At 57.2% G+C, this 25,312-nt stretch carries 23 protein-coding genes; 18 read left to right on the forward strand and 5 right to left on the reverse strand.

Going from position 1 to position 25,312, the window contains the following annotated elements; genetic code table 11:
• Positions 1-21: 21 nt before the first annotated feature.
• From phoR to NWV12_RS04535, 6 genes are all read left to right on the forward strand, one after another.
• The gene (gene phoR / locus NWV12_RS04510; protein ID WP_048975262.1) at positions 22-1,317 is read left to right on the forward strand and encodes a phosphate regulon sensor histidine kinase PhoR; all 1,296 of its coding nucleotides are present in this window, start codon (positions 22-24) and stop codon (positions 1,315-1,317) included.
• A gap of 409 nt (positions 1,318-1,726) precedes the next feature.
• Positions 1,727-3,046, forward strand: coding sequence for a branched-chain amino acid transporter carrier protein BrnQ (brnQ, locus tag NWV12_RS04515; protein WP_024906795.1), 1,320 nt, complete (start codon positions 1,727-1,729; stop codon positions 3,044-3,046).
• An 81-nt stretch (positions 3,047-3,127) separates the two neighbouring features.
• Positions 3,128-4,501 carry a proline-specific permease ProY gene (proY, locus tag NWV12_RS04520; RefSeq protein WP_029739758.1) on the forward strand — a complete coding sequence of 458 codons (1,374 nt, stop codon included), beginning with the start codon at positions 3,128-3,130 and terminating at the stop codon, positions 4,499-4,501.
• Between the two features lie 139 nt (positions 4,502-4,640).
• Positions 4,641-6,458, forward strand: coding sequence for a maltodextrin glucosidase (malZ, locus tag NWV12_RS04525; RefSeq protein WP_048978952.1), 1,818 nt, complete (start codon positions 4,641-4,643; stop codon positions 6,456-6,458).
• An 88-nt stretch (positions 6,459-6,546) separates the two neighbouring features.
• The gene (locus NWV12_RS04530) at positions 6,547-9,162 is read left to right on the forward strand and encodes a DUF2339 domain-containing protein (RefSeq protein WP_101744443.1); all 2,616 of its coding nucleotides are present in this window, start codon (positions 6,547-6,549) and stop codon (positions 9,160-9,162) included.
• Positions 9,159-10,544 (forward strand): DUF3999 domain-containing protein, encoded by a 1,386-nt coding sequence (locus NWV12_RS04535; protein ID WP_048978950.1) that lies wholly within the window; start codon positions 9,159-9,161, stop codon positions 10,542-10,544. Before NWV12_RS04530 ends, NWV12_RS04535 begins: the two co-directional genes overlap by 4 nt.
• Positions 10,545-10,587: 43 nt before the next feature.
• Here the strand turns inward: NWV12_RS04535 and NWV12_RS04540 are convergent, their stop codons facing one another.
• Both NWV12_RS04540 and acpH read right to left on the reverse strand, forming a co-directional pair.
• Positions 10,588-11,190 carry a peroxiredoxin gene (locus tag NWV12_RS04540; RefSeq protein WP_014168840.1) on the reverse strand — a complete coding sequence of 201 codons (603 nt, stop codon included), beginning with the start codon at positions 11,188-11,190 and terminating at the stop codon, positions 10,588-10,590.
• Between the two features lie 127 nt (positions 11,191-11,317).
• Complete coding sequence (acpH, locus tag NWV12_RS04545; protein WP_029741678.1) at positions 11,318-11,899, reverse strand: ACP phosphodiesterase; 582 nt, start codon at positions 11,897-11,899, stop codon at positions 11,318-11,320.
• A 92-nt stretch (positions 11,900-11,991) separates the two neighbouring features.
• On the opposite strand from acpH, the gene queA reads away from it, so the two are divergent.
• The 7 genes from queA (at position 11,992) to NWV12_RS04580 (ending at position 18,658) form a co-directional block, all read left to right on the forward strand.
• Positions 11,992-13,062, forward strand: a complete 1,071-nt coding sequence (gene queA, locus NWV12_RS04550) for a tRNA preQ1(34) S-adenosylmethionine ribosyltransferase-isomerase QueA (RefSeq protein WP_039263914.1) — start codon at positions 11,992-11,994, stop codon at positions 13,060-13,062.
• Positions 13,063-13,115: 53 nt separating this feature from the next.
• Positions 13,116-14,243: a tRNA guanosine(34) transglycosylase Tgt gene (gene tgt, locus NWV12_RS04555; protein WP_003859110.1), complete on the forward strand. Its 1,128-nt coding sequence runs from the start codon at positions 13,116-13,118 to the stop codon at positions 14,241-14,243.
• Between the two features lie 22 nt (positions 14,244-14,265).
• On the forward strand, positions 14,266-14,598 hold the full coding sequence (gene yajC / locus NWV12_RS04560) for a preprotein translocase subunit YajC (RefSeq protein WP_003859109.1): 333 nt from the start codon (positions 14,266-14,268) through the stop codon (positions 14,596-14,598).
• 27 nt (positions 14,599-14,625) lie between these two features.
• Positions 14,626-16,473: a protein translocase subunit SecD gene (secD, locus tag NWV12_RS04565; protein WP_071884810.1), complete on the forward strand. Its 1,848-nt coding sequence runs from the start codon at positions 14,626-14,628 to the stop codon at positions 16,471-16,473.
• Positions 16,474-16,483: 10 nt separating this feature from the next.
• Complete coding sequence (secF, locus tag NWV12_RS04570; protein ID WP_023310552.1) at positions 16,484-17,455, forward strand: protein translocase subunit SecF; 972 nt, start codon at positions 16,484-16,486, stop codon at positions 17,453-17,455.
• A gap of 142 nt (positions 17,456-17,597) precedes the next feature.
• Positions 17,598-17,963, forward strand: a complete 366-nt coding sequence (locus tag NWV12_RS04575) for a VOC family protein (RefSeq protein ID WP_048975544.1) — start codon at positions 17,598-17,600, stop codon at positions 17,961-17,963.
• A gap of 14 nt (positions 17,964-17,977) precedes the next feature.
• A complete protein-coding gene (locus NWV12_RS04580; RefSeq protein WP_039263922.1) occupies positions 17,978-18,658 on the forward strand; it encodes a YafY family protein in 681 nt (226 codons plus the stop codon).
• A 145-nt stretch (positions 18,659-18,803) separates the two neighbouring features.
• Here NWV12_RS04580 and NWV12_RS04585 read toward each other — a convergent pair whose 3' ends face one another.
• Positions 18,804-19,667 (reverse strand): nucleoside-specific channel-forming protein Tsx, encoded by an 864-nt coding sequence (locus tag NWV12_RS04585; RefSeq protein ID WP_028015691.1) that lies wholly within the window; start codon positions 19,665-19,667, stop codon positions 18,804-18,806.
• Between the two features lie 267 nt (positions 19,668-19,934).
• The gene (locus tag NWV12_RS04590; RefSeq protein ID WP_101744705.1) at positions 19,935-20,474 is read right to left on the reverse strand and encodes a DUF3251 domain-containing protein; all 540 of its coding nucleotides are present in this window, start codon (positions 20,472-20,474) and stop codon (positions 19,935-19,937) included.
• A 152-nt stretch (positions 20,475-20,626) separates the two neighbouring features.
• Here NWV12_RS04590 and nrdR point away from each other — a divergent pair, with 152 nt between their 5' ends.
• The 5 genes from nrdR (at position 20,627) to thiL (ending at position 24,232) form a co-directional block, all read left to right on the forward strand.
• Positions 20,627-21,076 (forward strand): transcriptional regulator NrdR, encoded by a 450-nt coding sequence (gene nrdR, locus NWV12_RS04595; RefSeq protein WP_008503337.1) that lies wholly within the window; start codon positions 20,627-20,629, stop codon positions 21,074-21,076.
• A gap of 4 nt (positions 21,077-21,080) precedes the next feature.
• The gene (ribD, locus tag NWV12_RS04600) at positions 21,081-22,184 is read left to right on the forward strand and encodes a bifunctional diaminohydroxyphosphoribosylaminopyrimidine deaminase/5-amino-6-(5-phosphoribosylamino)uracil reductase RibD (RefSeq protein ID WP_048975541.1); all 1,104 of its coding nucleotides are present in this window, start codon (positions 21,081-21,083) and stop codon (positions 22,182-22,184) included.
• A gap of 87 nt (positions 22,185-22,271) precedes the next feature.
• The gene (ribE, locus tag NWV12_RS04605; protein WP_006176874.1) at positions 22,272-22,742 is read left to right on the forward strand and encodes a 6,7-dimethyl-8-ribityllumazine synthase; all 471 of its coding nucleotides are present in this window, start codon (positions 22,272-22,274) and stop codon (positions 22,740-22,742) included.
• Positions 22,743-22,763: 21 nt separating this feature from the next.
• Positions 22,764-23,183: a transcription antitermination factor NusB gene (nusB, locus tag NWV12_RS04610; protein ID WP_006809908.1), complete on the forward strand. Its 420-nt coding sequence runs from the start codon at positions 22,764-22,766 to the stop codon at positions 23,181-23,183.
• Positions 23,184-23,260: 77 nt separating this feature from the next.
• Positions 23,261-24,232, forward strand: a complete 972-nt coding sequence (thiL, locus tag NWV12_RS04615; protein WP_101744444.1) for a thiamine-phosphate kinase — start codon at positions 23,261-23,263, stop codon at positions 24,230-24,232.
• 61 nt (positions 24,233-24,293) lie between these two features.
• Here thiL and NWV12_RS04620 read toward each other — a convergent pair whose 3' ends face one another.
• A complete protein-coding gene (locus tag NWV12_RS04620) occupies positions 24,294-25,268 on the reverse strand; it encodes an aldo/keto reductase (protein ID WP_048978947.1) in 975 nt (324 codons plus the stop codon).
• Positions 25,269-25,312 lie beyond the last annotated feature (44 nt).

Raw genomic sequence — 25,312 nt, forward strand, 5'->3', positions numbered from 1 at the left:
ACAATGACAGGAGTGTGACGCGTGCTGGAACGTCTGTCATGGAAAAGGCTCGTCTTTGAACTGATCTTATGCTGTATTCCGGCCTTCCTTCTGGGGGCCTTTCTTGGACACCTGCCGTGGTTTCTGCTGGCGTCGGTCACCGGGCTGCTGATCTGGCATTTCTGGAACCTGCTGCGCCTCTCCTGGTGGCTGTGGGTTGACCGAAGTATGACGCCGCCGCCGGGAAGCGGCAGCTGGGAGCCGCTGCTGTACGGACTGCATCAGATGCAGATGCGTAATAAAAAGCGTCGCCGCGAGCTGGGAAGCCTGATTAAGCGTTTTCGCAGCGGTGCAGAGTCGCTGCCGGATGCCGTTATTCTGACGACCGAAGAAGGGACGATCTTCTGGTGTAACGGCCTTGCGCAACAGCTGCTGGGCCTGCGCTGGCCCGATGATAATGGTCAGAATATCCTCAACCTTCTGCGCTATCCCGAGTTCACGCTGTATCTGAAAAAGCGTGATTTTACCCGCCCGCACAATCTGAAGCTCAATAATGGTCGCCATCTGGAAATCCGCGTGATGCCCTACAGCGATAAGCAGTGGCTGATGGTGGCGCGAGATGTCACCCAGATGCACCAGCTGGAAGGGGCGCGTCGCAACTTCTTCGCCAACGTCAGTCACGAACTGCGTACCCCGCTGACCGTGCTTCAGGGCTACCTGGAGATGATGCAGGAGCAAACGCTTGAAGGCGCGCCGCGTGAAAAAGCGCTGCACACCATGCGCGAGCAAACGCACCGGATGGAAGGGCTGGTGAAGCAGCTGCTGACGCTCTCGAAGATTGAAGCGGCGCCAACGCTTGCGCTAAATGAGACCATTGATGTCCCGATGATGCTGCGGGTCGTTGAGCGTGAAGCGCAGACGCTAAGCCATAAAAAGCATCACCTGACCTTTGAGGTCGACAATACGCTGAAGGTGCTGGGCAGCGAAGATGAACTGCGGAGCGCCATTTCCAACCTGGTGTATAACGCGGTGAATCATACGCCGGAGGGGACGAATATCGTGGTGCGCTGGCACCATGCCCCAACGGGGGCTGAGTTTAGCGTGGAAGACAACGGGCCGGGGATCGCGCCTGAGCATATTCCGCGTCTGACCGAGCGCTTTTACCGTGTGGATAAAGCGCGATCCCGGCAAACAGGCGGAAGCGGCCTGGGGCTGGCAATTGTGAAACACGCGGTGAATCACCATGAAAGCCGTCTCGATATTCAGAGTACGCTGGGTAAAGGAACCCGCTTCAGTTTCGTTATTCCGGAACGATTAATTGCCAAAAAGATCGCCTGACGGCAGGCGTGTCATTTTACCTTTCCACGGGTCAGCGTCTGCTGGCCCGTTTGCTTTGCAGTCAAGCGAAACGCGGATGAATTTTATACGGCTGACTGTTTTTTGTTCGCATGATTAGCCATGGGTTTTTCTTATAAATAGCGTATTGTTCTGACGTGTATTTTCATGCTGGCATATTGTTCTGGTTTTACGATCCCACCTTGCCTTTAAACGTTATAAGCGTTTAAATTGCGCCCCAGATACTGTCAGACCGACTGTATTTGCGTGGTAAATCGAAAAACTATTCTTCTCCACGCCAGGACGGGAGCATTTCCCGCTGAAATTGAGCAAATTTTCGGCTGTATCATCCCGTCAGGGATATCGAAAATCTCAATGTTTTCAACACCACATCCACAGGCAGTAAGGTTTTATGACCCATCACTTAAAATCGCGTGACATCATCGCGCTGGGCTTTATGACATTTGCGCTGTTCGTTGGCGCAGGCAACATCATTTTCCCTCCAATGGTTGGCTTACAGGCGGGTGAACACGTCTGGACCGCCGCGTTTGGTTTCCTGATTACTGCCGTGGGTCTGCCGGTTCTGACCGTCGTCGCGCTGGCGAAAGTCGGCGGCGGTGTGGATAGCCTCAGCACCCCGATTGGCAAAGTGGCGGGCGTTCTGCTGGCAACCGTCTGCTATCTGGCCGTTGGCCCGCTGTTTGCGACCCCGCGTACGGCAACCGTGTCCTTCGAAGTGGGTATTGCTCCCCTGACCGGTGACGGTGCGATGCCGCTGTTTATCTACAGCCTGATCTACTTCGCGATCGTGATTCTGGTTTCCCTCTATCCGGGCAAGCTGCTGGATACCGTGGGTAACTTCCTGGCTCCGCTGAAAATTGTGGCGCTGATTGTTCTGGCGGTAGCGGCCATCGTCTGGCCAGCGGGCCCGATTAGCGACGCGATGGACGCCTATAAAAATGCCGCGTTCTCTAACGGCTTTGTGAACGGCTACCTGACGATGGATACGCTGGGCGCGATGGTGTTTGGTATCGTTATCGTTAACGCCGCGCGTTCCCGCGGTGTGACCGAAGCGCGTCTGCTGACCCGCTATACCATCTGGGCTGGCCTGATGGCCGGCGTGGGGCTGACGCTGCTTTATCTGGCGCTGTTCCGTCTGGGCTCCGACAGCGCCATGCTGGTCGATCAGAACGCCAACGGTGCGGCTATCCTGCACGCCTACGTTCAGCACACCTTCGGCGGTGCGGGCAGTATGCTGCTGGCAGCGCTCATCTTCCTTGCCTGTCTGGTGACGGCGGTTGGCCTGACCTGCGCCTGCGCAGAGTTCTTTGCACAGTATCTGCCGCTCTCTTACCGCACCCTGGTGTTTATCCTCGGCATCTTCTCCATGGCGGTGTCCAACCTCGGTTTGAGCCACCTGATTCAGGTCTCTATTCCGGTGCTGACGGCGATTTATCCGCCGTGTATCGTGCTGGTGGTGCTGAGCTTTACTCGCCCGTGGTGGAACAACTCTTCACGAATTATTGCGCCAGCCATGTTTATCAGCCTGATTTTTGGTATCCTTGACGGGATTAAAGCATCAGCTTTCGCGCACATACTGCCGGCATGGACACAGCGTCTGCCGCTGTCCGAGCAGGGTCTGGCCTGGCTGATGCCTACCGTTGTTGCACTGGTTCTGGCGATTATCTGGGACCGTGCTGCAGGGCGTCAGGTCGCATCGAACGCTCATTAATCAACGGCAACAAACTGTTTAACCACGGGGCTTAAGGCCCCGTGGTTTTTTGTTTTTTTCGTGTTGAATGGCAAGATTTAAATGGAAAGCACTAACAAACTTAAACGTGGATTGAGCACGCGCCACATCCGCTTTATGGCGCTGGGCTCTGCTATCGGCACCGGTCTTTTTTATGGCTCGGCAGATGCCATCAAAATGGCCGGTCCCAGCGTTCTGCTGGCGTACATCATCGGCGGCGTGGCGGCGTATATCATCATGCGCGCCCTCGGCGAAATGTCGGTTCACAACCCGTCCGCCAGCTCCTTCTCCCGATACGCGCAGGAAAACCTCGGCCCGCTGGCCGGGTTTATCACCGGCTGGACCTACTGCTTTGAAATCCTGATTGTGGCGATTGCCGACGTGACGGCGTTTGGCATCTATATGGGCGTCTGGTTCCCGGCGGTGCCGCACTGGATTTGGGTGCTGAGCGTGGTGCTGATCATTTGCGCCGTCAACCTGATGAGCGTGAAGGTGTTCGGCGAGCTCGAATTCTGGTTCTCCTTCTTCAAGGTCGCCACCATCATCATCATGATCGTGGCCGGTTTCGGCATCATCATCTGGGGAATCGGCAACGGCGGGCAGCCGACCGGCATCCATAACCTCTGGAGCAACGGCGGCTTCTTCAGTAACGGCTGGCTCGGAATGGTCATGTCGCTGCAGATGGTGATGTTCGCCTACGGCGGTATCGAGATTATCGGTATCACCGCCGGGGAAGCGAAAGATCCGGAGAAATCCATTCCGCGCGCCATCAACTCGGTGCCGATGCGTATTCTGGTGTTCTACGTGGGCACGCTGTTCGTGATTATGTCCATCTACCCGTGGAATCAGGTCGGCACCAACGGTAGCCCGTTTGTTCTGACCTTCCAGCATATGGGAATTGCCTTTGCGGCCAGCATCCTGAACTTTGTGGTGCTCACCGCGTCACTCTCCGCGATCAACAGTGACGTCTTTGGCGTGGGCCGTATGCTGCACGGCATGGCGGAGCAGGGCAGTGCGCCGAAGGTGTTCGCCAAAACCTCACGCCGCGGCACGCCGTGGGTAACCGTTGTGGTGATGACCGTAGCGCTGCTGTTCTCGGTTTACCTGAACTACATCATGCCGGAGAACGTCTTCCTGGTGATCGCATCGCTGGCGACCTTCGCGACGGTGTGGGTGTGGATTATGATCCTGCTGTCGCAGATTGCGTTCCGCCGTCGTCTGTCGCCGGATGAGGCGAAAGCGCTGAAGTTCAAAGTACCGGGCGGCGTTGCGACGACCGTCGTCGGGCTGATCTTCCTGGTGTTTATCATTGCCCTGATTGGCTACCATCCGGATACCCGCATTTCCCTGTACGTGGGCTGCGCGTGGATCGTCCTGCTGCTGGTGGGCTGGGTGTTTAAATGCCGCCGTGACCGTCAGCTGGCGGAAGCGCAGTAATATCCTTTTCCCCTCTCCCCTTGGGAGAGGGAATTTTGCCTCATCCTCCTTTCTCCTCCCCCAATAATCCCGAACGTGATGAGCTATCCTTAACCACCCTGTGGCAAGGTGACGTCAATTTCATCAGAGGGGATTCGTGATGTTAAACGCCTGGCACCTTCCGGTTGCCCCATTTGTTAAGCAAAACAAAGACAACCTTGTGATTACGCTCTGGCTGGCGGGGGAAAATCAGCCTGAACGCGTGACGCTCCGCGCCGAAATAGATAACGAAGAGACCGGCCTGAAAATGCACAAGCTGCGCAGCCAGCCGCAGCCGGGGATCACGGCGTGGCGGGCGAATATCGACCTGAATAGCGGGCAGCCGCGCCGCCGTTACAGCTTTAAGCTTTTGTGGAATAACCGCCAGCTGTGGTTTACCCCGCAGGGGTTTAGCCGTTTCCCGCCCGCACGGCTGGAGCAGTTTGCGGTCGATTACCCGGATAACGGCCCGCAGTGGGTTAACGATCAGGTGTTTTACCAGATTTTCCCGGACCGTTTTGCGCGCAGCGAAAAACGCACCGCCGACCAGGATAAGATCTATCACCACCATGCGGCGGGCCACGACATTATCCTGAAAGCGTGGGACGAGCCGTTAACCGCGCAGGCGGGTGGATCCACTTTTTACGGCGGCGATCTCGACGGCATCAGCGAAAAGCTGCCGTACCTGAAAAAGCTCGGCGTGACGGCGCTGTATCTCAACCCGGTGTTTAAAGCCCCGAGCGTGCACAAATACGATACCGAAGATTATCGCCACGTTGACGAACAGTTTGGTGGTGACGAGGCGCTGCTGCGCCTGCGAAAGAATACCCAAAACGAAGGCATGCGCCTGATTCTGGACGGCGTGTTCAACCACAGTGGAGATTCGCACGCCTGGTTTGACCGCCATAACCAGTCGATGGGCGGGGCATGTCATAACCCGGACTCGCCGCAGCGCGACTGGTACAGCTTTAACGAGGAGGGCCGTGCGCTGGACTGGCTGGGCTACGCGAGCCTGCCGAAGCTGGATTTCCAGTCGCCAACGCTCGTGAATGAAATCTACGGCAGTGAAGACAGCATCGTCCGTCACTGGCTGAAGGCGCCGTGGAATATGGACGGCTGGCGCCTGGACGTGGTGCATATGCTCGGTGAATCGGGCGGGGCGCGGAATAACCTTCAGCACGTCGCCGGGATTACGCGCTCGGCGAAAGCGGCCCAGCCGGAGGCGTTCGTCTTTGGCGAGCACTTTGGCGACGCGCGCCAGTGGCTGCAGAACGATGCGGAAGATGCGGCGATGAACTATCGCGGCTTTACCTTCCCGCTGTGGGGATTCCTCGCTAACACCGACATCTCCTACGATCCGAATCATATCGACGCTGAAACCTGCATGGCGTGGATGGAGAACTATCGCGCCGGTCTGTCCCATCAGCAGCAGCTGCGGATGTTCAACCAGCTCGATAGCCACGACACCGCCCGCTTTAAATCCCTGCTCGGCAAGGATGCGGCGCGTCTGCCGCTGGCGGTCACCTGGCTCTTCACCTGGCCGGGCGTGCCGTGCATCTATTATGGAGACGAAGTGGGGCTGGACGGCAACAACGATCCTTTCTGCCGCAAAATCTTCCCGTGGGAGCCAGAGAAGCATGACAAGGTGCTGTTCAGCCTGTATCAGCGGCTGGCAAAGCTGCGTAAGCAGAGTCTTGCCCTGCGCTACGGCGGCTGTCAGGTGGTCTATGCGCACGATAACGTCGTGGTGTTTGCTCGCGTCTATAACCAGCAGCGCGTGCTCGTGGCGATCAACCGGGGCGAGGCCTGCGAAGTGGTGCTGGATGATTCACCGCTGCTGAAGGTGGCTGCGTGGAAGAATAAAGAGGGCAAGGCGACGATACAGGACGGCGTGCTGGCGCTGCCTGCGGTATCTGCGACGATCTGGTTCGGCAGTTAAGACCTGCTAATGTTTCCACCTTTTAAGATGGCGCAAATGCAACTATTTGTGTCAATCTTAACGGATCGTTTACGGTGAAGGTGGAAACATGGACGAGCTTTACATCCTTGGCTGTTTGTTCCTGGTTTTTGCGCTGGTGGTTGCGCCCGTGCTTGCGGTTATTGGGTTTAATCGAAGTACGGCGGCGCGACAGGAGATCGCCCGGCTACGCCAGCGCATTGAGGCGCTTGAGCAGCGCGACGTACCTGAAAGCGCGCCGGAGCCCGTGCAGCCTACCGCGCCAGTGGCTGTGACCGCGCCGGTGGTTGAAGACGCTCCCGCGCCTGTCGACCCCTGGCGTTCCGATACTCCCGCAGCCGTGGCAGAACCCGCTCCGGCCCCGACGCCTGCGGCAAAACAGCCTTCTGCCTTTGGCGGTATCCTGACGTCGCTGGCGCGCTGGTTTATGCAGGGTAATCCGCTGGCGAAGCTTGGGATCCTGCTGCTTTTCCTCGGTCTTTCATTCCTGTTGCGCTATACCGTTGAACATTCCCTGTTCCCGCTTGAGCTGCGCCTCGTGGCAACGGCGCTGTTTGCCATCGTTCTGCTGGCGGTGGGGTGGCGGCTGCGGCATAAGCAGCGTGTCTATGCGCTGATCCTCCAGGGCGGGGCGACCGGCGTGCTCTACCTGACGGTGTTTGGCGCATTCCGGCTCTGGCAAATGCTGCCGATGACGCTGGCCTTTGCGCTTCTGGTGGTGATTTGCGCCGCGAGCGTTGGGCTGGCCGTGTTGCAGAAAGCGCTGAGCCTGGCCATGCTGGCGAGCCTCGGCGGGTATCTTGCGCCGCTGCTGTTGTCCACCGGGGGCGGCAGCTTTGTGGCGCTGTTCTCATTCTATCTCCTGCTTTCCATCGGGATTCTCGCTATCAGCATCTGGCAGCACTGGCGCGAGCTGAACCTGCTCGGGCTGCTGTTTACGTTCGGCGTGGGCGGCCTGTGGGGGCTGAATGACTACCAGCCTGAAGACTATTGGATCTGCCAGCTGTTCCTGATTGCCAATACGCTGATATTCGGCGTCCTGAGCGTGGCGCTGTCGCTGCGGGCGCAGGAGAAAGGGAAGCAGATTATCGACGGCGTGCTGCTGTTTGCTCCGCCGCTGATCGGTTTCGGGATGCAGTACGGCATGACCCGGCACTGGGAGTATGGCCCGGCCCTGAGCGCGCTGGGATACGGCGCATTTTATCTTACCCTCGCGTCCCTTGCGCTGCGGCGCTATCCCTCCCTCGGCCGACCGCTGGTCATGGCGGCGCTGGCCATCGGCGGCGGATTTGCCACGCTCGCCATTCCGCTGGCGCTGTCGGCGCGCTGGACGGCGATGGCCTGGGCGCTGGAAGGGCTGGGTATCCTCTGGCTGGGCGTACAGCAGCACCAGCGTCGCATGTGCTATAGCGGGACGGCGCTGCTGGTGCTGGCGCTCGGCAGCGCGCTGTGGGCGCAGACGAACGGCGTTACGTCCCTCAGCCTGCTGCTGATCTTCACCATCCTCAGCCTTTGCTGGCTGGCTGCGGCCTGGCTGTGGCGGACTCTCTTTCTGCCGGTCAGCCGGGCGCTGCTGGCAGGTGGGCTGCTGTTCTGGCTCGTGGCGCTATTGGGCGCATCGCGGCTGGCACTGACGAAGGAATTACCAATTCTGGCGGGCGTGCTGGCGCTGACGGCGGCGTCGGTCTGGGGCTGTCGGCAGGCGGCTGCTCGTCTGGCGTGGCGGGAGCTGGATGCCAGCAAATGGCTGCTGTGGCCGGTTATGCTGCTGATGGTGGGTTATCAGCTCTGGCACCAGCAGATCGTTGCCGCCGGCTGGTCAAATCTCGCCTGGTGCGTTGCGCTTCCTGCCGCGCTGATGCTGCTTCGGCGCGACGGTGAAAGACTCCCGCCGCGCATCGCGATGGGGCTGCATTTGTCGCTGTTCTGGATGATTTTGCTGGCGCTGGCCGCGGAGCTTTACTGGTTTACCCGTTCGCTGCCGTGGGGCATGGCGGCCTGGGGCAGCGGACTGGCGATGGCAGCAGGCGGCGGGGTGATTATGGGACTCTCTGCAGCCGTACGGCGTCGCGGGTGGCCGTTCCGGGAGTGGCCTGCGCTCTACGCCTGCCTGGCACCGATCCCCGCGGTCGTGGCGCTGCTGGTACTGCTGGTGGTGACCAATTTCCAGGACGGCGTGGTCTATCGTCAGACCTGGCTGCCGCTGGTAAACCCGCTTGAGGAAGGCGCGGCGTTCGCATTGCTGGGGCTGGTGGTCTTTTATCGGGCGGTGGATCGCTACTACCCGGCGTGGCTCTCGCAGGCCCGCCCGTGGCCTGCCGTCGCGATGATGGCGTTTGGCTTCTGGTGGCTCAATGGTGCGCTGATGCGCGCCCTGGCCTGGTACGGCGACGTGGCCTGGAATATGGCATCGCTGTGGGATTCGCGGCTTATCCAGACCAGTTTTGCTCTGTTCTGGATGCTGAGCGCGCTGGTGGTCATGATCCATGCCACCCGTCGGGCTTCCCGGCAGGAGTGGCTCTGCGGTGCCGCGCTGCTGGGCGTGGTGATGGTTAAACTGATGCTGGTGGACAGCGCGGGCGGAGGCGGTTTGTCGCGCGCGGTGGCGTTTATCGGCGTGGCAATACTGGTTCTGATCGTGGGGTATTTCTCACCGCTACCGCCCAAAACAGGAGATGAAAAATGAAATGGATGAAAGCGGTAGCCTGTACCGCACTGCTGGCGCTTTCCGGCCCGGCGTTCTGCGACGAGGGACAAACGGAATCGCCCCGGGACTATGCCTTTGGTCTTTCACTGGATACGTCTGTTCCTTCCCAGTGGTATCGGGTGATGCTGCCGCTCGCCGTCTATGAGCAAAGCACGTCGCCGGATCTGCATGATGTCCGCGTCTTTAACCAGTCGGGCGAGGCGGTTCCCTTCAGCCTGGTCAGCGCGACGCGTCCGCAGGTGCCAGCGCAATCCACCGCGCTGCGCCTTTTCCCGCTGGACGCCTCGCCGCTTGCGGCTTCTCGAGGAGCCGGTGATAGCGATAAGATCCTGCTTCGTTCCGGAAGCGGCGTTGAGATTGTGCTGGAGGGGCAAAAAGCCGCCGCAGCCGGGCAACATTATCTGCTGACCCTGCCGGAACAGGCGACGGGCGAGATCGCTATATCCCAGCTGCAGCTGCTCTGGAATACCCCGCAGACGCCGTGGCAGGGAACGGCGTCGGTCTATTACAGCGAGGATCTTAAGCGCTGGTATACCCTGCGCGAGGATATGCCATTGCTGGACGTCGTCAGCGGTCAGGACCGTCTTAAGCTCGATCGGATCGATACCGATACGGTTTTATCTCCCGATGCGAATCGCTATCTCATGGTGGTGCTGAATGCGCAGAGCCAGGGGATAACCTTGACCGGCGTAAACGCAATCAGCGCACCTGCGCAGGCGGCCCCGGAAGCTATCGACCTTGAGGGGGAAGGGGAGCAGCTATCGACAAGCGAAGCACAGTGGCACTGGGCGCGCCCGCAGCCGCTGAGTGCTGTCAGCCTCTCACTGAATGGCGATGGCGTCCTTCCCGTGGAGATTGCGTGGCGGAGTACGGAAAAAGACGCATGGCACCCCCTGAAGAAAGAGGTTCTTTACCGTCTTGAGGGAAAAACGTCGCCACCGGTTTCGCTTAACGGGGGGCTGGTGCAGGCCGTGAAAATCACGACGCTGAATGCGCGTCTGCCAGAATACCTGCCGAGCGTCACGGGACATCGCGACCGCTATGACCTGGTGTTCAACGCGCAGGGGAAAGCGCCGTACGTGCTCGCCTGGGGCAACGGCGCCGCGAAGCCTGCCAGCGTGGAGCCCGGCATGCTGATCCCGGCCGACCTGCGCAAGACTTATGATATGGCGAACCTGCCGCAGGCCGACATTCTGGATGATGTCGCGTTAGGCGGCCAGGAGCGTCTGACCGCTACCTCTGCGGCCGAGCGGGAGAGCAGGATGAACACGCTGCTGGTATGGGGCGTGCTGATTGCGGGAGTGATTCTGCTGGCGGGCATGGCCTGGCGCATCTGGCGAGAGACGCAGCGTAAGGCATAAAAAAAGGCCCGCATAAGCGGGCCTTTTTCGTAAACCGTGCCGATTACAGGCTGGATACGTTCTCAGACAGGTATTTAGCAACGCCGTCTGGAGACGCGTTCATGCCTTCTTTACCTTTTTCCCACTGAGCCGGGCACACTTCGCCGTGCTCTTCGTGGAACTGCAGCGCGTCAACCATGCGCAGCATTTCGTCGATGTTACGACCCAGCGGCAGATCGTTCACAACCTGGTGACGAACGATGCCGTTTGCGTCGATCAGGAAGGAACCACGCAGCGCAACGCCAGCGTCCGGATGTTCGATACCGTAAGCCTGCTGGATTTCGCGTTTGATGTCCGCAACCATTGCGTATTTCACCGCACCGATGCCGCCTTTGTCGACAGGGGTGTTACGCCATGCGTTGTGTACAAATTCAGAGTCGAAGGAGACGCCAACAACTTCCACGCCACGCTTCTGGAATTCTTCATAACGTTTGTCGAAGGCGATCAGCTCAGACGGGCAAACGAAAGTGAAGTCCATTGGCCAGAAGAACAGAACGGTCGCTTTACCGTTGGTGTGCTGTTTGAAGTTGAAGTTTTCAACGATTTCACCGTTGCCCAAAACTGCTGCAGCTGTAAAATCCGGAGCCGGACGAGTTACCAGAACCATATGATTCTCCTGTAGATACTAAGGTTATTTGGAACGCAACGCGAGCCAGTATAGAGAGTGTTCATGGATAAGACAAAGAGGTGGTGACAATCGTTCCGCCAGCTTTTACCTATCAATGTGAATTCTGTCAGAGCTGTTTGTTTTTCGCCTGCACCATCATCCGCGGGTAAAACTGCCAGAAACGCGCTTCCAGGGCATCGTAATGTTCATCCAGGTCATACCAGGAATCCCGCAGCGCATCCAGTCGCGGTCGGCGGCTCGCCATCCCGTTCAGCACGTTCTGGATGAAATCCATCTCGCGATAGCGCTCCAGCCAGCGTTCCGACCACAGGTAGTTATTCAGATTCACAAAGCGCGGCGGCGAGTCGGGCAGAATGATCGACACCTGCTGGTGGGCATAGCGCACAAACGCCGGCAAGGGCATCTCCGGCGACAGCTGTTCCCAGTGGCGCGACAGAAAGTGATCCCACATCACGTCGAGCGTGATCGGCGCAACGCGGCGCGTTTCAGGGCGAAACCACGCTTTGGCTTCCGTCACTTCCGGCAGCTTATCCGTCAGTACGTCGATGCGGCGGTGCATAAAAATCCCGTCGACAACCTCAGGGGAATAGTCCTCAGCGGGGTTGCCGCGTACGAAATCGGCCAGCAAATTGCCGGACAGGGAGCTGTCCGCGAGGTGAGCGAGATGCAGGTGAGCGAGAAAATTCATGCGTTTTATTTGTCCGGGGGCGGCTAGTTGTTGCAGCAAAAGGGTGTGAGCACTAGACTATGCCGCCTGTTTTTAAGTCACGAGTATACGTCATGCGCGTCGCCGATTTCTCCTTTGAACTACCTGAATCCCTGATTGCTCACTATCCCATGCCTGAGCGCAGCAGCTGTCGCTTACTGTCACTGGATGGGCCAACGGGCGAGCTGACGCACGGTACTTTCACCGATTTGCTCGACAAGCTCAACCCTGGCGATCTGCTGGTCTTTAATAATACCCGCGTGATCCCGGCGCGCCTGTTTGGCCGTAAAGCCAGCGGCGGCAAGATTGAAGTGCTGGTCGAACGTATGCTCGATGATAAACGTATTCTGGCACATATTCGCGCGTCTAAGGCGCCGAAGCCGGGCGCTGAACTGCTGCTGGGCGATGATGAGAGCATCAAAGCGACCATGACCGCGCGCCACGATGCGCTGTTTGAGGTGGCGTTCGATGACGAACGCACGGTGCTTGATATCCTTAACGCCATCGGCCACATGCCGCTGCCGCCGTATATTGAGCGTCCGGACGAAGAGGCCGATCGCGAGCTGTACCAGACCGTCTACAGCCAGAAGCCTGGCGCCGTCGCTGCGCCGACCGCGGGCCTGCATTTTGATGAGCCGCTGCTGGAGAAACTGCGCGCGAAGGGCGTGGAGATGGCGTTCGTGACGCTGCACGTCGGCGCGGGAACCTTCCAGCCGGTGCGCGTGGACAGCATTGAAGATCACATCATGCACTCTGAGTATGCCGAAGTGCCTCAGGATGTGGTGGACGCGGTGCTGGCGGCGAAAGCGCGCGGTAGCCGCGTCGTGGCGGTCGGTACAACGTCCGTGCGCTCACTCGAGAGCGCCGCGCAGGCGGCGAAGCGCAATCTTATCGAGCCGTTCTTTGGCGATACGCAGATCTTTATCTACCCGGGCTATCAGTACAAAGTGATTGACGCGCTGGTGACCAACTTCCATCTGCCTGAATCGACGTTGATTATGCTGGTGTCGGCATTTGCCGGTTATCAGAACACGATGGCGGCCTACAAGTCTGCGGTAGAACAAAAATATCGCTTTTTTAGCTACGGGGACGCGATGTTTATCACGTACAATCCGCTGGCTTTGAATGAGCGTGTCGGGGAATAAGTCCGCGGCACCGTTTTACAACGTTGGACTGTTTTTCTGACGTCGGAGAAAAAATGAAATTTGAACTCGATACCACCGATGGCCGCGCGCGTCGCGGTCGCCTGGTGTTTGATCGCGGCGTGGTGGAAACCCCCGCGTTTATGCCTGTGGGCACTTACGGCACCGTAAAAGGGATGACGCCGGAAGAAGTAGAAGCCACTGGCGCACAGATTATCCTCGGCAACACCTTCCACCTGTGGCTGCGTCCGGGTCAGGAGATCATGAAGCTCCACGGCGACCTGCACGATTTCATGCAGTGGAAAGGCCCAATCCTGACCGACTCCGGCGGCTTCCAGGTCTTCAGCCTGGGCGATATCCGCAAGATCACCGAGCAGGGCGTACACTTCCGTAACCCGATCAACGGCGATCCGATTTTCCTCGATCCCGAAAAATCGATGGAGATTCAGTACGATCTCGGCTCTGACATCGTGATGATCTTCGACGAATGTACGCCGTATCCGGCCGACTGGGATTACGCAAAACGCTCCATGGAGATGTCTCTGCGCTGGGCGAAGCGTAGCCGTGACCGTTTTGACTCGCTGCAGAACAAAAATGCACTGTTCGGCATTATCCAGGGCAGCGTTTACGAAGATTTACGCGATATCTCTGTTAAAGGTCTGGTAGAGATAGGTTTTGATGGCTACGCTGTCGGCGGTTTGGCTGTGGGTGAGCCGAAGGAAGATATGCACCGTATTCTGGAGCATGTCTGCCCGCAAATCCCGGCGGATAAACCACGATACCTGATGGGCGTGGGTAAACCAGAAGATCTGGTTGAAGGCGTACGCCGCGGCATTGATATGTTCGACTGCGTCATGCCAACCCGCAACGCGCGTAACGGCCATTTGTTCGTTACCGATGGCGTGGTGAAAATCCGTAACGCGAAGCATAAGAGTGACACCAGCCCGCTCGATTCCGAGTGCGATTGCTATACCTGTCGCAATTATTCTCGCGCGTATCTGCATCATCTCGATCGTTGCAACGAGATTTTGGGCGCGCGTCTCAATACCATTCATAATCTTCGTTATTATCAGCGCTTAATGGCTGGTTTACGTAAGGCTATCGAAGAGGGTAAATTAGAGAGCTTCGTGACCGATTTCTACCAACGTCAGGGGCGGGATGTTCCACCGTTGAACGTTGATTAATTTTAATAATGAGGGAATTTGAATGAGCTTTTTTATTTCTGATGCGGTAGCGGCAACAGGTGCTCCAGCGCAGGGCAGCCCGATGTCTCTGATTCTGATGCTGGTTGTGTTCGGTCTGATCTTCTACTTCATGATCCTGCGTCCACAGCAGAAGCGCACCAAAGAGCACAAAAACCTGATGAACTCCATTGCGAAAGGCGATGAAGTACTGACTAACGGTGGTCTGGTGGGTCGCGTAACCAAAGTGGCTGAAAACGGCTACATTGCTATCGCCCTGAACGACACCACTGAAGTGGTCATCAAACGTGACTTCGTAGCTGCCGTTCTGCCGAAAGGCACCATGAAGGCGCTGTAATCCCAACTTTTCCCAAAGGGAACTGCCGTGTTAAACCGTTATCCTTTGTGGAAGTACATCATGCTGGTCGTCGTGATTCTCGTCGGCCTGCTGTACGCGCTTCCCAACCTGTATGGTGAGGATCCGGCTGTTCAAATCACTGGCGCGCGCGGTGTCGCCGCCAGTGAGCAAACGCTGATCCAGGTCCAGAAAACGTTACAAGAAGAAAAAATTACCGCTAAGTCTGTGGCTCTGGAAGAGGGTGCAATTCTTGCTCGCTTCGACACCACCGACACGCAGCTCCGCGCTCGCGAAGCGCTGATGGGCGTGCTGGGTGACAAATACGTCGTGGCGCTTAACCTTGCCCCTGCAACCCCGCGTTGGCTGGCTGCGATGAAAGCAGAGCCAATGAAACTCGGTCTTGACCTGCGTGGCGGCGTTCACTTCCTGATGGAAGTGGATATGGATACCGCGCTTGGCAAGCTGCAGGAACAGAATATCGACAGCCTGCGCAGCGATCTGCGTGATAAAGGCATCGCTTACACCACCGTGCGTAAAGAAGATAACTACGGCATGAGCATCACGTTCCGCGACAGCGCGGCGCGCGATCAGGCTGTAGATTACCTGACCCAACGTCACCGTGACCTGGTGATCACCTCTCAGGGCAGCAACCAGCTGCGCGCGGTGATGACCGATGCGCGTCTGAAAGAAGCGCGTGAATATGCCGTTCAGCAGAACATCAACATTCTGCGCAACCGTGTAAACCAGCTGGGCGTGGCTGAGCCGCTGGTGCAGCGTCAGGGTGCTGACCGTATCGTGGTTGAACTGCCGGGTATCCAGGATACCGCGCGTGCGAAAGAGATTCTGGGTGCGACCGCAACCCTGGAATTCCGTCTGGTGAACTCCAACGTCGATCAGTCCGCTGCCGCCGCAGGGCGTATTCCGGGTGACTCCGAAGTGAAACAGACCCGCGAAGGTCAGCCAGTGGTGCTGTACAAACGCGTGATTCTGACCGGTGACCACATCACCGACTCCACGTCGAGCCAGGACGAATACAACCAGCCGCAGGTTAACATCTCGCTGGATAGCGCGGGTGGTAACATCATGTCTAACTTCACCAAGGACAACATCGGCAAACCGATGGCGACCCTGTTCGTGGAGTACAAAGACAGCGGTAAGAAAGATGCAAACGGTCGTGCGGTGCTGGTGAAAGAGGAAGAGGTGATTAACATCGCCAACATCCAGTCTCGTCTGGGTAACAGCTTCCGTATTACCGGTATCAACAACCCGAACGAAGCGCGTCAGCTTTCTCTGCTGCTGCGTGCCGGTGCGCTGATTGCGCCAATTCAGATTGTTGAAGAACGTACCATTGGTCCAACTCTGGGTATGCAAAACATCCAGCAGGGTCTGGAAGCGTGTCTGGCCGGTCTGGTGGTCTCTATCCTCTTCATGATCTTCTTCTACAAGAAGTTTGGTCTGATTGCGACCTCCGCGCTGATCGCCAACCTGGTGCTGATCATCGGCATTATGTCCCTGCTGCCGGGGGCGACGCTGACCATGCCGGGCATTGCAGGTATCGTTCTTACCCTTGCGGTGGCGGTCGACGCCAACGTACTGATTAACGAACGTATCAAAGAAGAGTTGAGCAACGGTCGCTCTGTTCAGCAGGCGATTGACGAAGGCTATAAAGGCGCGTTCAGCTCCATCTTCGATGCGAACGTAACAACACTGATTAAGGTTCTTATCCTGTATGCAGTGGGTACTGGCGCGATCAAAGGCTTTGCGATTACAACCGGTATCGGTGTCGCAACGTCAATGTTTACCGCTATTGTCGGCACCCGTGCCATCGTGAACCTGCTGTACGGCGGCAAGCGCGTCAAAAAGCTGTCTATCTGAGGAGTGCGTTGTGGCACAGGAATATACTGTTGAACAATTGAACCACGGCCGTAAAGTCTGGGACTTTATGCGCTGGGACTACTGGGCCTTCGGCATTTCAGGTTTCCTGCTGATTCTGTCCATCGGCATTATGAGCGTGAAAGGCTTTAACTGGGGGCTGGATTTCACAGGCGGTACGGTCATCGAGATCTCCCTGGAAAAACCGGTCGATATGGACCAGATGCGTTTGTCTCTGCAGAAAGCGGGCTTTGAAGAGCCGCTGCTGCAGAACTTCGGCAGCAGCCGCGACATCATGGTGCGTATGCCGCCGGTGCACGATGCCAACGGCAGCCAGGAGCTGGGCAGCAAGGTTGTTAGCGTGATTAACGAAACAACCAGCCAGAACGCGGCGGTCAAGCGTATTGAGTTCGTCGGCCCAAGCGTGGGTGCTGACCTGGCGCAGACCGGTGCGATGGCGCTGCTGGTAGCGCTGATCTCCATCCTGGTGTACGTCGGTTTCCGCTTTGAGTGGCGACTGGCGGCCGGTGTGGTTATCGCTCTGGCGCACGACGTGGTGATCACCATGGGCATACTGTCGCTGTTCCACATTGAGATTGACCTGACGATTGTGGCATCCCTGATGTCCGTTATCGGTTACTCACTGAACGACAGTATCGTGGTATCTGACCGTATCCGTGAAAACTTCCGTAAGATCCGTCGCGGTACGCCGTACGAAATCTTTAACGTGTCGTTGACCCAGACGCTGCACCGTACCTTGATCACATCCGGTACCACTTTGATGGTGATCCTGATGCTGTTCCTCTTCGGTGGTCCGGTACTGGAAGGCTTCTCGCTGACCATGCTGATTGGTGTCACCATCGGTACGGCGTCGTCTATCTACGTCGCATCCGCTCTGGCACTGAAACTCGGCATGAAGCGCGAGCACCTGCTCCAGCAGAAAGTCGAGAAAGAAGGGGCGGATCAGCCGTCCATTCTGCCGTAAGGCGACCTTTAGCGCGTTATCGAAATCCCGGTCTGTTGACCGGGATTTTTTTTATCTGCTCCTGACAAACACTCCTGACAGTATGCTGTCAGGAGCCCTGTCGTAGACTCCTTCTGAACCCAAACAACAGGCAGGAGGATGTATGAAAAGCGTCATTAACTGGTTTGAAATTCCGGTCGCGGATATGGATCGCGCCATCAAATTTTATGAACCGGTGATGCAGCTCGCGCTGCGTCGCGAGAAAATGGACTGTGCGGAGCTGGCCGTTTTCCCGCATGAGGATCCGTATACCGGCGGGGCGCTGGCAAAATTTGACGGCGTTACACCGTCTTTGCAGGGCGCTATTATTTACCTGCATACTGACAATCTGGCGGTCACGCTCGATCGCATCGCCTCCGCGGGCGGCGAGTGCGTGTTTGGCCCGCTGGAACTGCCGCATGGTATTGGCACTATCGCATTGTTTACCGACAGCGAGGGTAACCGCGTCGGCCTCCATCAACCTGCCTGAGAGCGGAATAAGATATGACCCGACGCGCTGACCGTTTGTTTCAGATTGTGCAGATCCTGCGGGGCAGGCGTCTGACAACGGCAGCGCATCTGGCGGACCGGCTTGGCGTGTCCGAGCGCACGGTCTACCGCGATATCCGCGATCTGTCGCTTTCCGGCGTGCCGGTGGAAGGTGAGGCGGGGAGCGGATATCGGCTGATGTCGGGTTTTGACCTGCCGCCGCTGATGCTGACAAATAAGGAGTCAGAGGCGCTGATCGTCGCGATTCGCCTGCTCAAAACCTGGGGAGGGGAATCGCTTTCGCGCGAGCTGGAGTCGGCTCAGGAGAAGGTGCTGGCTATCCTGCCCGAGGAGAGTCGTCGAAAGGCGGAGCAGACGCGGATCTACGCCCCGGATTTTTGCATGCAAAGCCACTCCCGCAGCGATTTTGACAGGATTCATCAGGCGATTTCCGCCCAGCGCGTGCTGGCGCTGCATTACCGTGATGAAGCCGGACAGCTCTCAAAGCGCGAGGTCCAGCCGCTGGGTTTGTTCTTCTGGGGGGAGCGCTGGCTGCTGGCGGCGTGGTGCGAACGGCGCGACGACTATCGCTGTTTCCGGCTCGACCGCTGTCTCAATATTGTGCAGACGGAGAGGCGGTTTAGCGAGAGTGCGGACAGATCGCTGGCGGATTTTTTGCGGAAGGTTAAGCAGTAAAAAGCCAGCGCTTGAGCTGGCTTTTTTTGCCCGGCGGCGAGGTAAAAGTAAAACGGCAACGAATGTTGCCGTTTTTTGTATTTGTTCCCTCTCCCTGTGGGAGAGGGTCAGGGTGAGGGCATCAGCCCGCACAGTCCCGAACAGGTTAGAAGTTATAACCTACAACCAGGTAGCCACCCCAACCGGTTGATTTTGACGTGAAGTCACCATCACCCCAGTTCACGGTATCTCCACCTTTCCACTGGCCGCCATTATGGAAATAACGCGCGACTACGGAGTAGTGCCAGTGATCGTAGTTCAGAGCCAGAACGTGGCTGGACGCGATAGAGTTGCTGGTACGGTTCTTGTCATCACCCAGATCTGAGCCCCAGTCGAAGTTGGTGAAGCCGATGTAGGTCAGCTGGCCACCCCAAACCTGAGTGATTGGCACAAAGTATTTCACTTTGAAACGGTAGCCATCCCACTCGTTTTCGTTGGAAGCGCCATAGTTCTGCCACTGGTATTTCGCGTACACGTTCAGGGACAGTCCCATAGGCAGACCGGTATCGATGTCTGTACCCAGACCCATGTACCAGGTGCTCTGACGGCTGCCTTTGTTATCGCCCATATCGTAGATATAGTTGTTGGCGAAGTACCATTCTTTGAACGGACCAAAACTCAGATCAGTGCCCGTCAGCTTATCGATAGAGAAACGCGGTTCGATTTCCATGAACATCGGGGAACCGTCTGACCAGATACCTTTATCGTTGCCGTTGCCCCAGTCAAAGGTCTTAGGAATATCGATGTAGCCGTAGAAATCAAACCAGTCTTTTTTAGCAAACGCTTCGTATTCCAGGTAGACGTCGTTGTTCAGCTTTGGAGAAAAGCGCGTGTGGTAGCTGCCGACCACGTTAACGCTCTGGTGCCACCAGTCGGAGAGGTATTGTGGTTTATCGTTTTCCGCTGCGTTAACAGTGAAAGAGGAAGAAAGTGCCAGCACGGCGCCGGCTGCGAGTAATGTTTTTTTCATAATCATGCCACTGATTGAAATTCCCTTCCGGGAGTGAAAAATGCGCGAATTGCGTTTCTAAATATTTCGTGTTTCTGCGGTGCCTATTATAGGAATCCCTGCTCACAAAAATATGTGTTGTTTCACATATCTCTCACGAGCGTAATCGATTGCGTTCACGTTTGCGTACTTTAAACGGGCGGGATTGTAGCGGCAATCATTTATGTTGCCAATCCATACGAAATGTAAATGTTAGCGGAGTGACATTTCACTCCGCTAAAGGGAGGGTTATTGCGCGGCGGGCTGGATATCGTGAATGCGGATGAAATCTAACCGATCCGGAGTCAGTCCGTTAAGCTGCAGCGGAATGTTAACATCGCTTGGTGCCAGCACGCTGGCCGGAGCGGTGAACAGCTGACTGTTAACATTCACCTCCTGGTAGCTCTCAGTGGTGCCCTGAATCTGTCCCCATTCGACGGTGCCGCTGAAGGCGGGCAACGGATCGTTGGACTCGCCCTGAATGCGTAATGTTGCGCGAGTACCATTTGCATTCGCCGCCACATTCACCAGAGACATTTTTAGCGTGCCAATCTGACTATTGAGACGCGCAGGCGTATTCGCTCCCGGCAGCAGATAAACCCCGCTGCTGGATTTGGCATTTAGCGCGTTTTGCTGGGTGATCTTCACCGTTTCTTTGTTCAGTTTGTCCATCGCCGCATTGAGCGTGTTCACGCTCTGTTTCATCTGACGGACTTCGGTTTGCTGTGCACAGGCGCTAAGGGTGAAGAGGCTCCCCACCAGCAAAATTTTAAGGTAACGTCTTGTCATTGCGTTTATTTCCTTGAAATAACGGATCGCCTTAATGGTAGCCAGCCTCAACGTGTCAGACATAGATCCTTTGTCTCAAAAAGCTCTTCCTTTGTTGTCAGGCCAGATCAGGGTAAAATGAAAATTAGTTAACCACATAACAGGGATACCGTATGCATTGCCCATTCTGCTCCGCTGTGGATACCAAAGTCATCGACTCTCGTCTTGTGGGCGAAGGGTCATCCGTACGCCGTCGTCGGCAGTGTCTGGTGTGCAACGAGCGTTTCACGACCTTTGAGGTTGCAGAGCTGGTAATGCCGCGCGTGGTGAAAAGCAACGACGTGCGCGAGCCGTTTAACGAAGAGAAACTGCGCAGCGGGATGCTGAAGGCCCTGGAAAAACGTCCCGTCAGCGCGGATGACGTTGAGATGGCGTTAAACCACATAAAATCTTACCTTCGTGGTTTGGGTGAGCGTGAAGTGCCGAGCAAAATGATCGGTAACCTGGTGATGGAGCAGCTGAAAAAGCTCGATAAGGTTGCCTATATCCGCTTCGCCTCGGTCTACCGCAGCTTCGAAGACATCAAAGAGTTTGGCGAAGAGATCGCCCGCTTACAGGATTAAGCTCATGCAGGATGAGATTTACATGGCGCGAGCCATGAAGCTGGCGCAGCGCGGTCGTTTTACCACCCATCCCAACCCGAACGTCGGGTGCGTTATCGTTAAAGATGGCGAGATCGTGGGGGAGGGGTTTCACTATCGTGCCGGCGAGCCGCATGCCGAGGTTCATGCGTTGCGCATGGCGGGTGAGAAGGCGCGCGGCGCCACAGCCTACGTCACGCTGGAGCCCTGCAGCCATCACGGGCGTACGCCGCCGTGCTGCGAAGCGCTGATCGCGGCAGGCGTTTCACGCGTGGTCGCGTCGATGCAGGACCCGAATCCGCAGGTTGCCGGACGCGGTCTGTATCGCCTGCAGCAGGAAGGCATCGACGTCAGCCATGGGCTGATGATGCAGGACGCGGAAGCGATCAACAAAGGCTTTCTGAAGCGCATGCGCACGGGGTTCCCGTATATTCAGCTCAAGCTGGGCGCCTCGCTGGACGGTCGTACGGCGATGGCAAACGGCGAAAGCCAGTGGGTAACCTCACCACAGGCAAGGCGCGATGTGCAACGTCTGCGCGCGCAAAGCCATGCTATTCTCACCAGCAGTGAAACCGTTTTGGCTGACGATCCGGCCATGACCGTGCGCTGGGACGAGCTGAATGCCGATACTCAGGCGCTGTACCCGCAGGAGAACCTGCGCCAGCCGCTGCGTATTATTATTGATAGCCAGAACCGGGTGACGCCGGAGCACCGCATCGTCCAGCAGCCGGGTGAAACCTGGATTGCCCGCACTAAAGAAGATACGCGCGAATGGCCGGAAGGCGTGCGCAGCATTATGGTGCCGGAGCATAACGGTCATCTGGATCTGGTGGTGCTGATGATGCTGCTCGGCAAGCAGCAGGTGAACAGCATCTGGGTTGAAGCGGGGCCAACGCTCGCCGGTGCGCTTTTACAGGCCGGGCTGGTGGATGAGCTGATTGTTTACGTTGCGCCTAAACTGTTAGGTCACGACGCGCGCGGGCTGTTTGTGCTGCCCGGCCTTGAAAAACTGGCCGACGCACCGCAACTCAAATTTAGCGAGATTCGTCCGGTAGGCCCGGATGTCTGCCTCCACTTAACGACAGCGTAATTGCTCCTGAAATAGGGAAGCAGTGCGCAAAGTATTATGATAAAATCCGCCCCCCTGCGGGGCCAAATGAACCCGTAAAGGAAGAGTATGAACATTATTGAAGCTGCTGTAGCTACCCCGGACGCTCGCGTCGCCATCACCATTGCGCGTTTCAACAACTTCATCAACGACAGCCTGCTGGAAGGTGCGATTGACGCCCTGAAACGTATCGGCCAGGTTAAAGATGACAACATTACCGTTGTTTGGGTTCCAGGCGCTTACGAACTGCCACTGGCGGCGGGCGCGCTGGCGAAAACCGGTAAATACGACGCGGTGATTGCGCTGGGTACCGTTATTCGTGGCGGCACTGCGCACTTCGAATACGTTGCGGGCGGTGCAAGCAACGGTCTGGCACACGTTGCGCAGGATGCTGAAATTCCTGTCGCGTTCGGCGTGCTGACCACCGAAAGTATTGAACAAGCCATCGAACGTGCTGGCACCAAAGCCGGTAACAAAGGTGCAGAAGCTGCACTGACCGCGCTTGAAATGATCAATGTATTGAAAGCCATCAAGGCCTGATTTTTTTGTAAGGGGAATTCCGTGAAACCTGCTGCTCGTCGCCGCGCCCGTGAATGTGCCGTCCAGGCACTTTACTCCTGGCAGTTGTCCCAGAACGACATCGCTGATGTTGAATACCAGTTCCTGTCAGAACAGGACGTAAAAGACGTTGACGTTCTGTACTTCCGCGAACTGCTGTCGGGAGTGGCGACTAATAGCGCGTATCTCGATGGCCTGATGAAGCCATACCTGTCCCGTCTGCTCGAAGAGCTGGGCCAGGTGGAAAAAGCAGTGTTGCGTATCGCGCTGTTTGAGCTGTCTAAACGTGATGATGTGCCGTATAAAGTGGCCATCAACGAAGCGATCGAACTGGCGAAAACCTTCGGCGCTGAAGACAGCCACAAGTTTGTAAACGGCGTACTTGATAAAGCAGCACCTGCGATCCGTCCCCACAAAAAGTGATCCGCAAACCGGAGTCCTGCATTGCCTGACGGGCAGTGCGGCTCCGGTTTTTTCTTTTATTTGCTGAGGCATAACGTATGGCATGCGGCGAATTCTCCCTGATTGCCCGTTATTTCGACCGTGTCAGAACCTCTCGTCTTGATGTTGAAACCGGCATTGGCGATGACTGTGCACTTCTCAATATTCCCGAAAAACAGACGCTGGCAATCAGCACCGACACCCTGGTGTGCGGCCGTCATTTCTTACCGGATATCGATCCTGCCGATCTGGCGTATAAAGCCCTGGTGGTTAACGTCAGCGATCTGGCGGCGATGGGTGCCGATCCCGCGTGGCTGACGCTGGCTCTGACCCTGCCAGAGGTGGATGAAGCCTGGCTGGAAGCCTTTAGCGATGCGCTGTTTGAGCAGCTTAGCTATTACGATATGCAGCTGATTGGCGGCGACACGACTGCCGGTCCGCTGTCGATGACGCTGGCGATCCATGGCTACGTGCCGCTCGGCCGCGCGCTGAAGCGCTCAGGTGCAAAACCGGGCGACTGGATCTACGTGACCGGTACGCCGGGCGACAGCGCGGCAGGGCTGGCGATCCTTCAGAATCGTTTAACGATTGAAGATGCTGACGACGCGGCGTATCTGGTGAAACGCCATCTGCGGCCAACGCCGCGTATTTTGCACGGCCAGGCGCTGCGCGAACGGGCAAGCTCGGCTATCGATCTCTCTGACGGGCTGATCTCGGATCTCGGGCATATCCTGAAGGCCAGCGGCGTAGGCGCGCGCGTTGACCTGGATCTGTTTCCGCTTTCGGAGCAACTGCTTCGCCATGTAGAGCCTGAGCAGGCCCTGCGCTGGGCGCTGTCCGGTGGTGAAGACTATGAGCTGTGCTTCACGGTGCCTGAGCTCAACCGTGGAACGCTGGACGTGGCGTTAGCGCATCTCGGCGCGAAGTTTACCTGCATCGGTCAGATCATGCCGGAGAGTGAAGGGCTGAAGTTTGTGAAAGACGGTGCGCCCGTTATGCTGGACTGGAAAGGGTACGATCACTTCGCGTAAGTTTGTGCGCGCTGTACTGCCGGGTGGCGGTTTCGCCTTACCCGGCCTACAAAAGATGGGCTTATTTAAACCCCACCACCGGATGCGGCTTATACGGTGTTTCCAGCTCGGCAACCTGCTCCTGCGTCAGCGTGATATCCACCGCATTCAGCAGCTCATCAAGCTGTTCTTCCCGCGACGTTCCAATAATCGGCGCTGCGACCCCGCGCTTGCCCAGCAGCCACGCCAGGGCCACCTGAGCGCGGGTTGCACCGGTATCGTCGGCGATCCCGGCTAAACGTTCGGCAATCAGCGCATCGCTGGCTTCTGTACCGGCATAAAGATTTTTTCCCACTTCATCCGATACCAGGCGAGCCGTGGTTTCCCCCCACGGGCGGGTCAGGCGGCCGCGCGCCAGCGGGCTCCACGGGATCACCGCCACGCCCTCCTGATGGCATAGCGGCAGCATCTCGCGTTCTTCTTCACGATAAATCAGATTGTAGTGATCCTGCATGGTGACAAAGCGCGCCCAGCCGTGCTGCGCCTGGAGATCCAGCGCCTGAGCAAACTGCGACGCGTGCATAGACGACGCGCCGATGTAGCGTGCTTTACCGGCTTTGACCACGTCGTTCAGCGCTTCAAGCGTCTCCTCGATCGGCGTGTTGTAATCCCAGCGGTGAATTTGCAGCAGGTCGACGTACTCCATGTTCAGGCGTCTGAGGCTGTCATCAATGGAGCGCAGGATCTGCGCGCGAGAAAGGCCCTCAGCCAGATCGCCCACCGGATAGTAGACCTTGGTGGCGACGACGACGTCATCACGGCGGGCAAAGTCGCGCAGTGCGCGGCCGACAATTTCCTCGCTGCTGCCGTCTGAGTAGCTGTTAGCGGTGTCAAAGAAGTTAATGCCGCCCTCGATGGCGCGTTTGATAATCGGACGGCTGCTCTCTTCCGGCAGCGTCCAGGCGTGGTTTCCCCGATCGGGCTCGCCAAAGGTCATGCATCCCAGACAAAGTCGGGAAACCTTAAGGTCCGTTCTTCCTAATGTTGTGTATTGCACGGTTCCGCTCCTGCTGTTTAAACACCAGCTTTAAGCATAGCAGG

Origin of the sequence: Enterobacter sp. Crenshaw (genome assembly GCF_024734705.1) — a bacterium.
In the GTDB taxonomy this organism is placed as follows: Bacteria; Pseudomonadota; Gammaproteobacteria; order Enterobacterales; family Enterobacteriaceae; genus Enterobacter; species Enterobacter asburiae_B.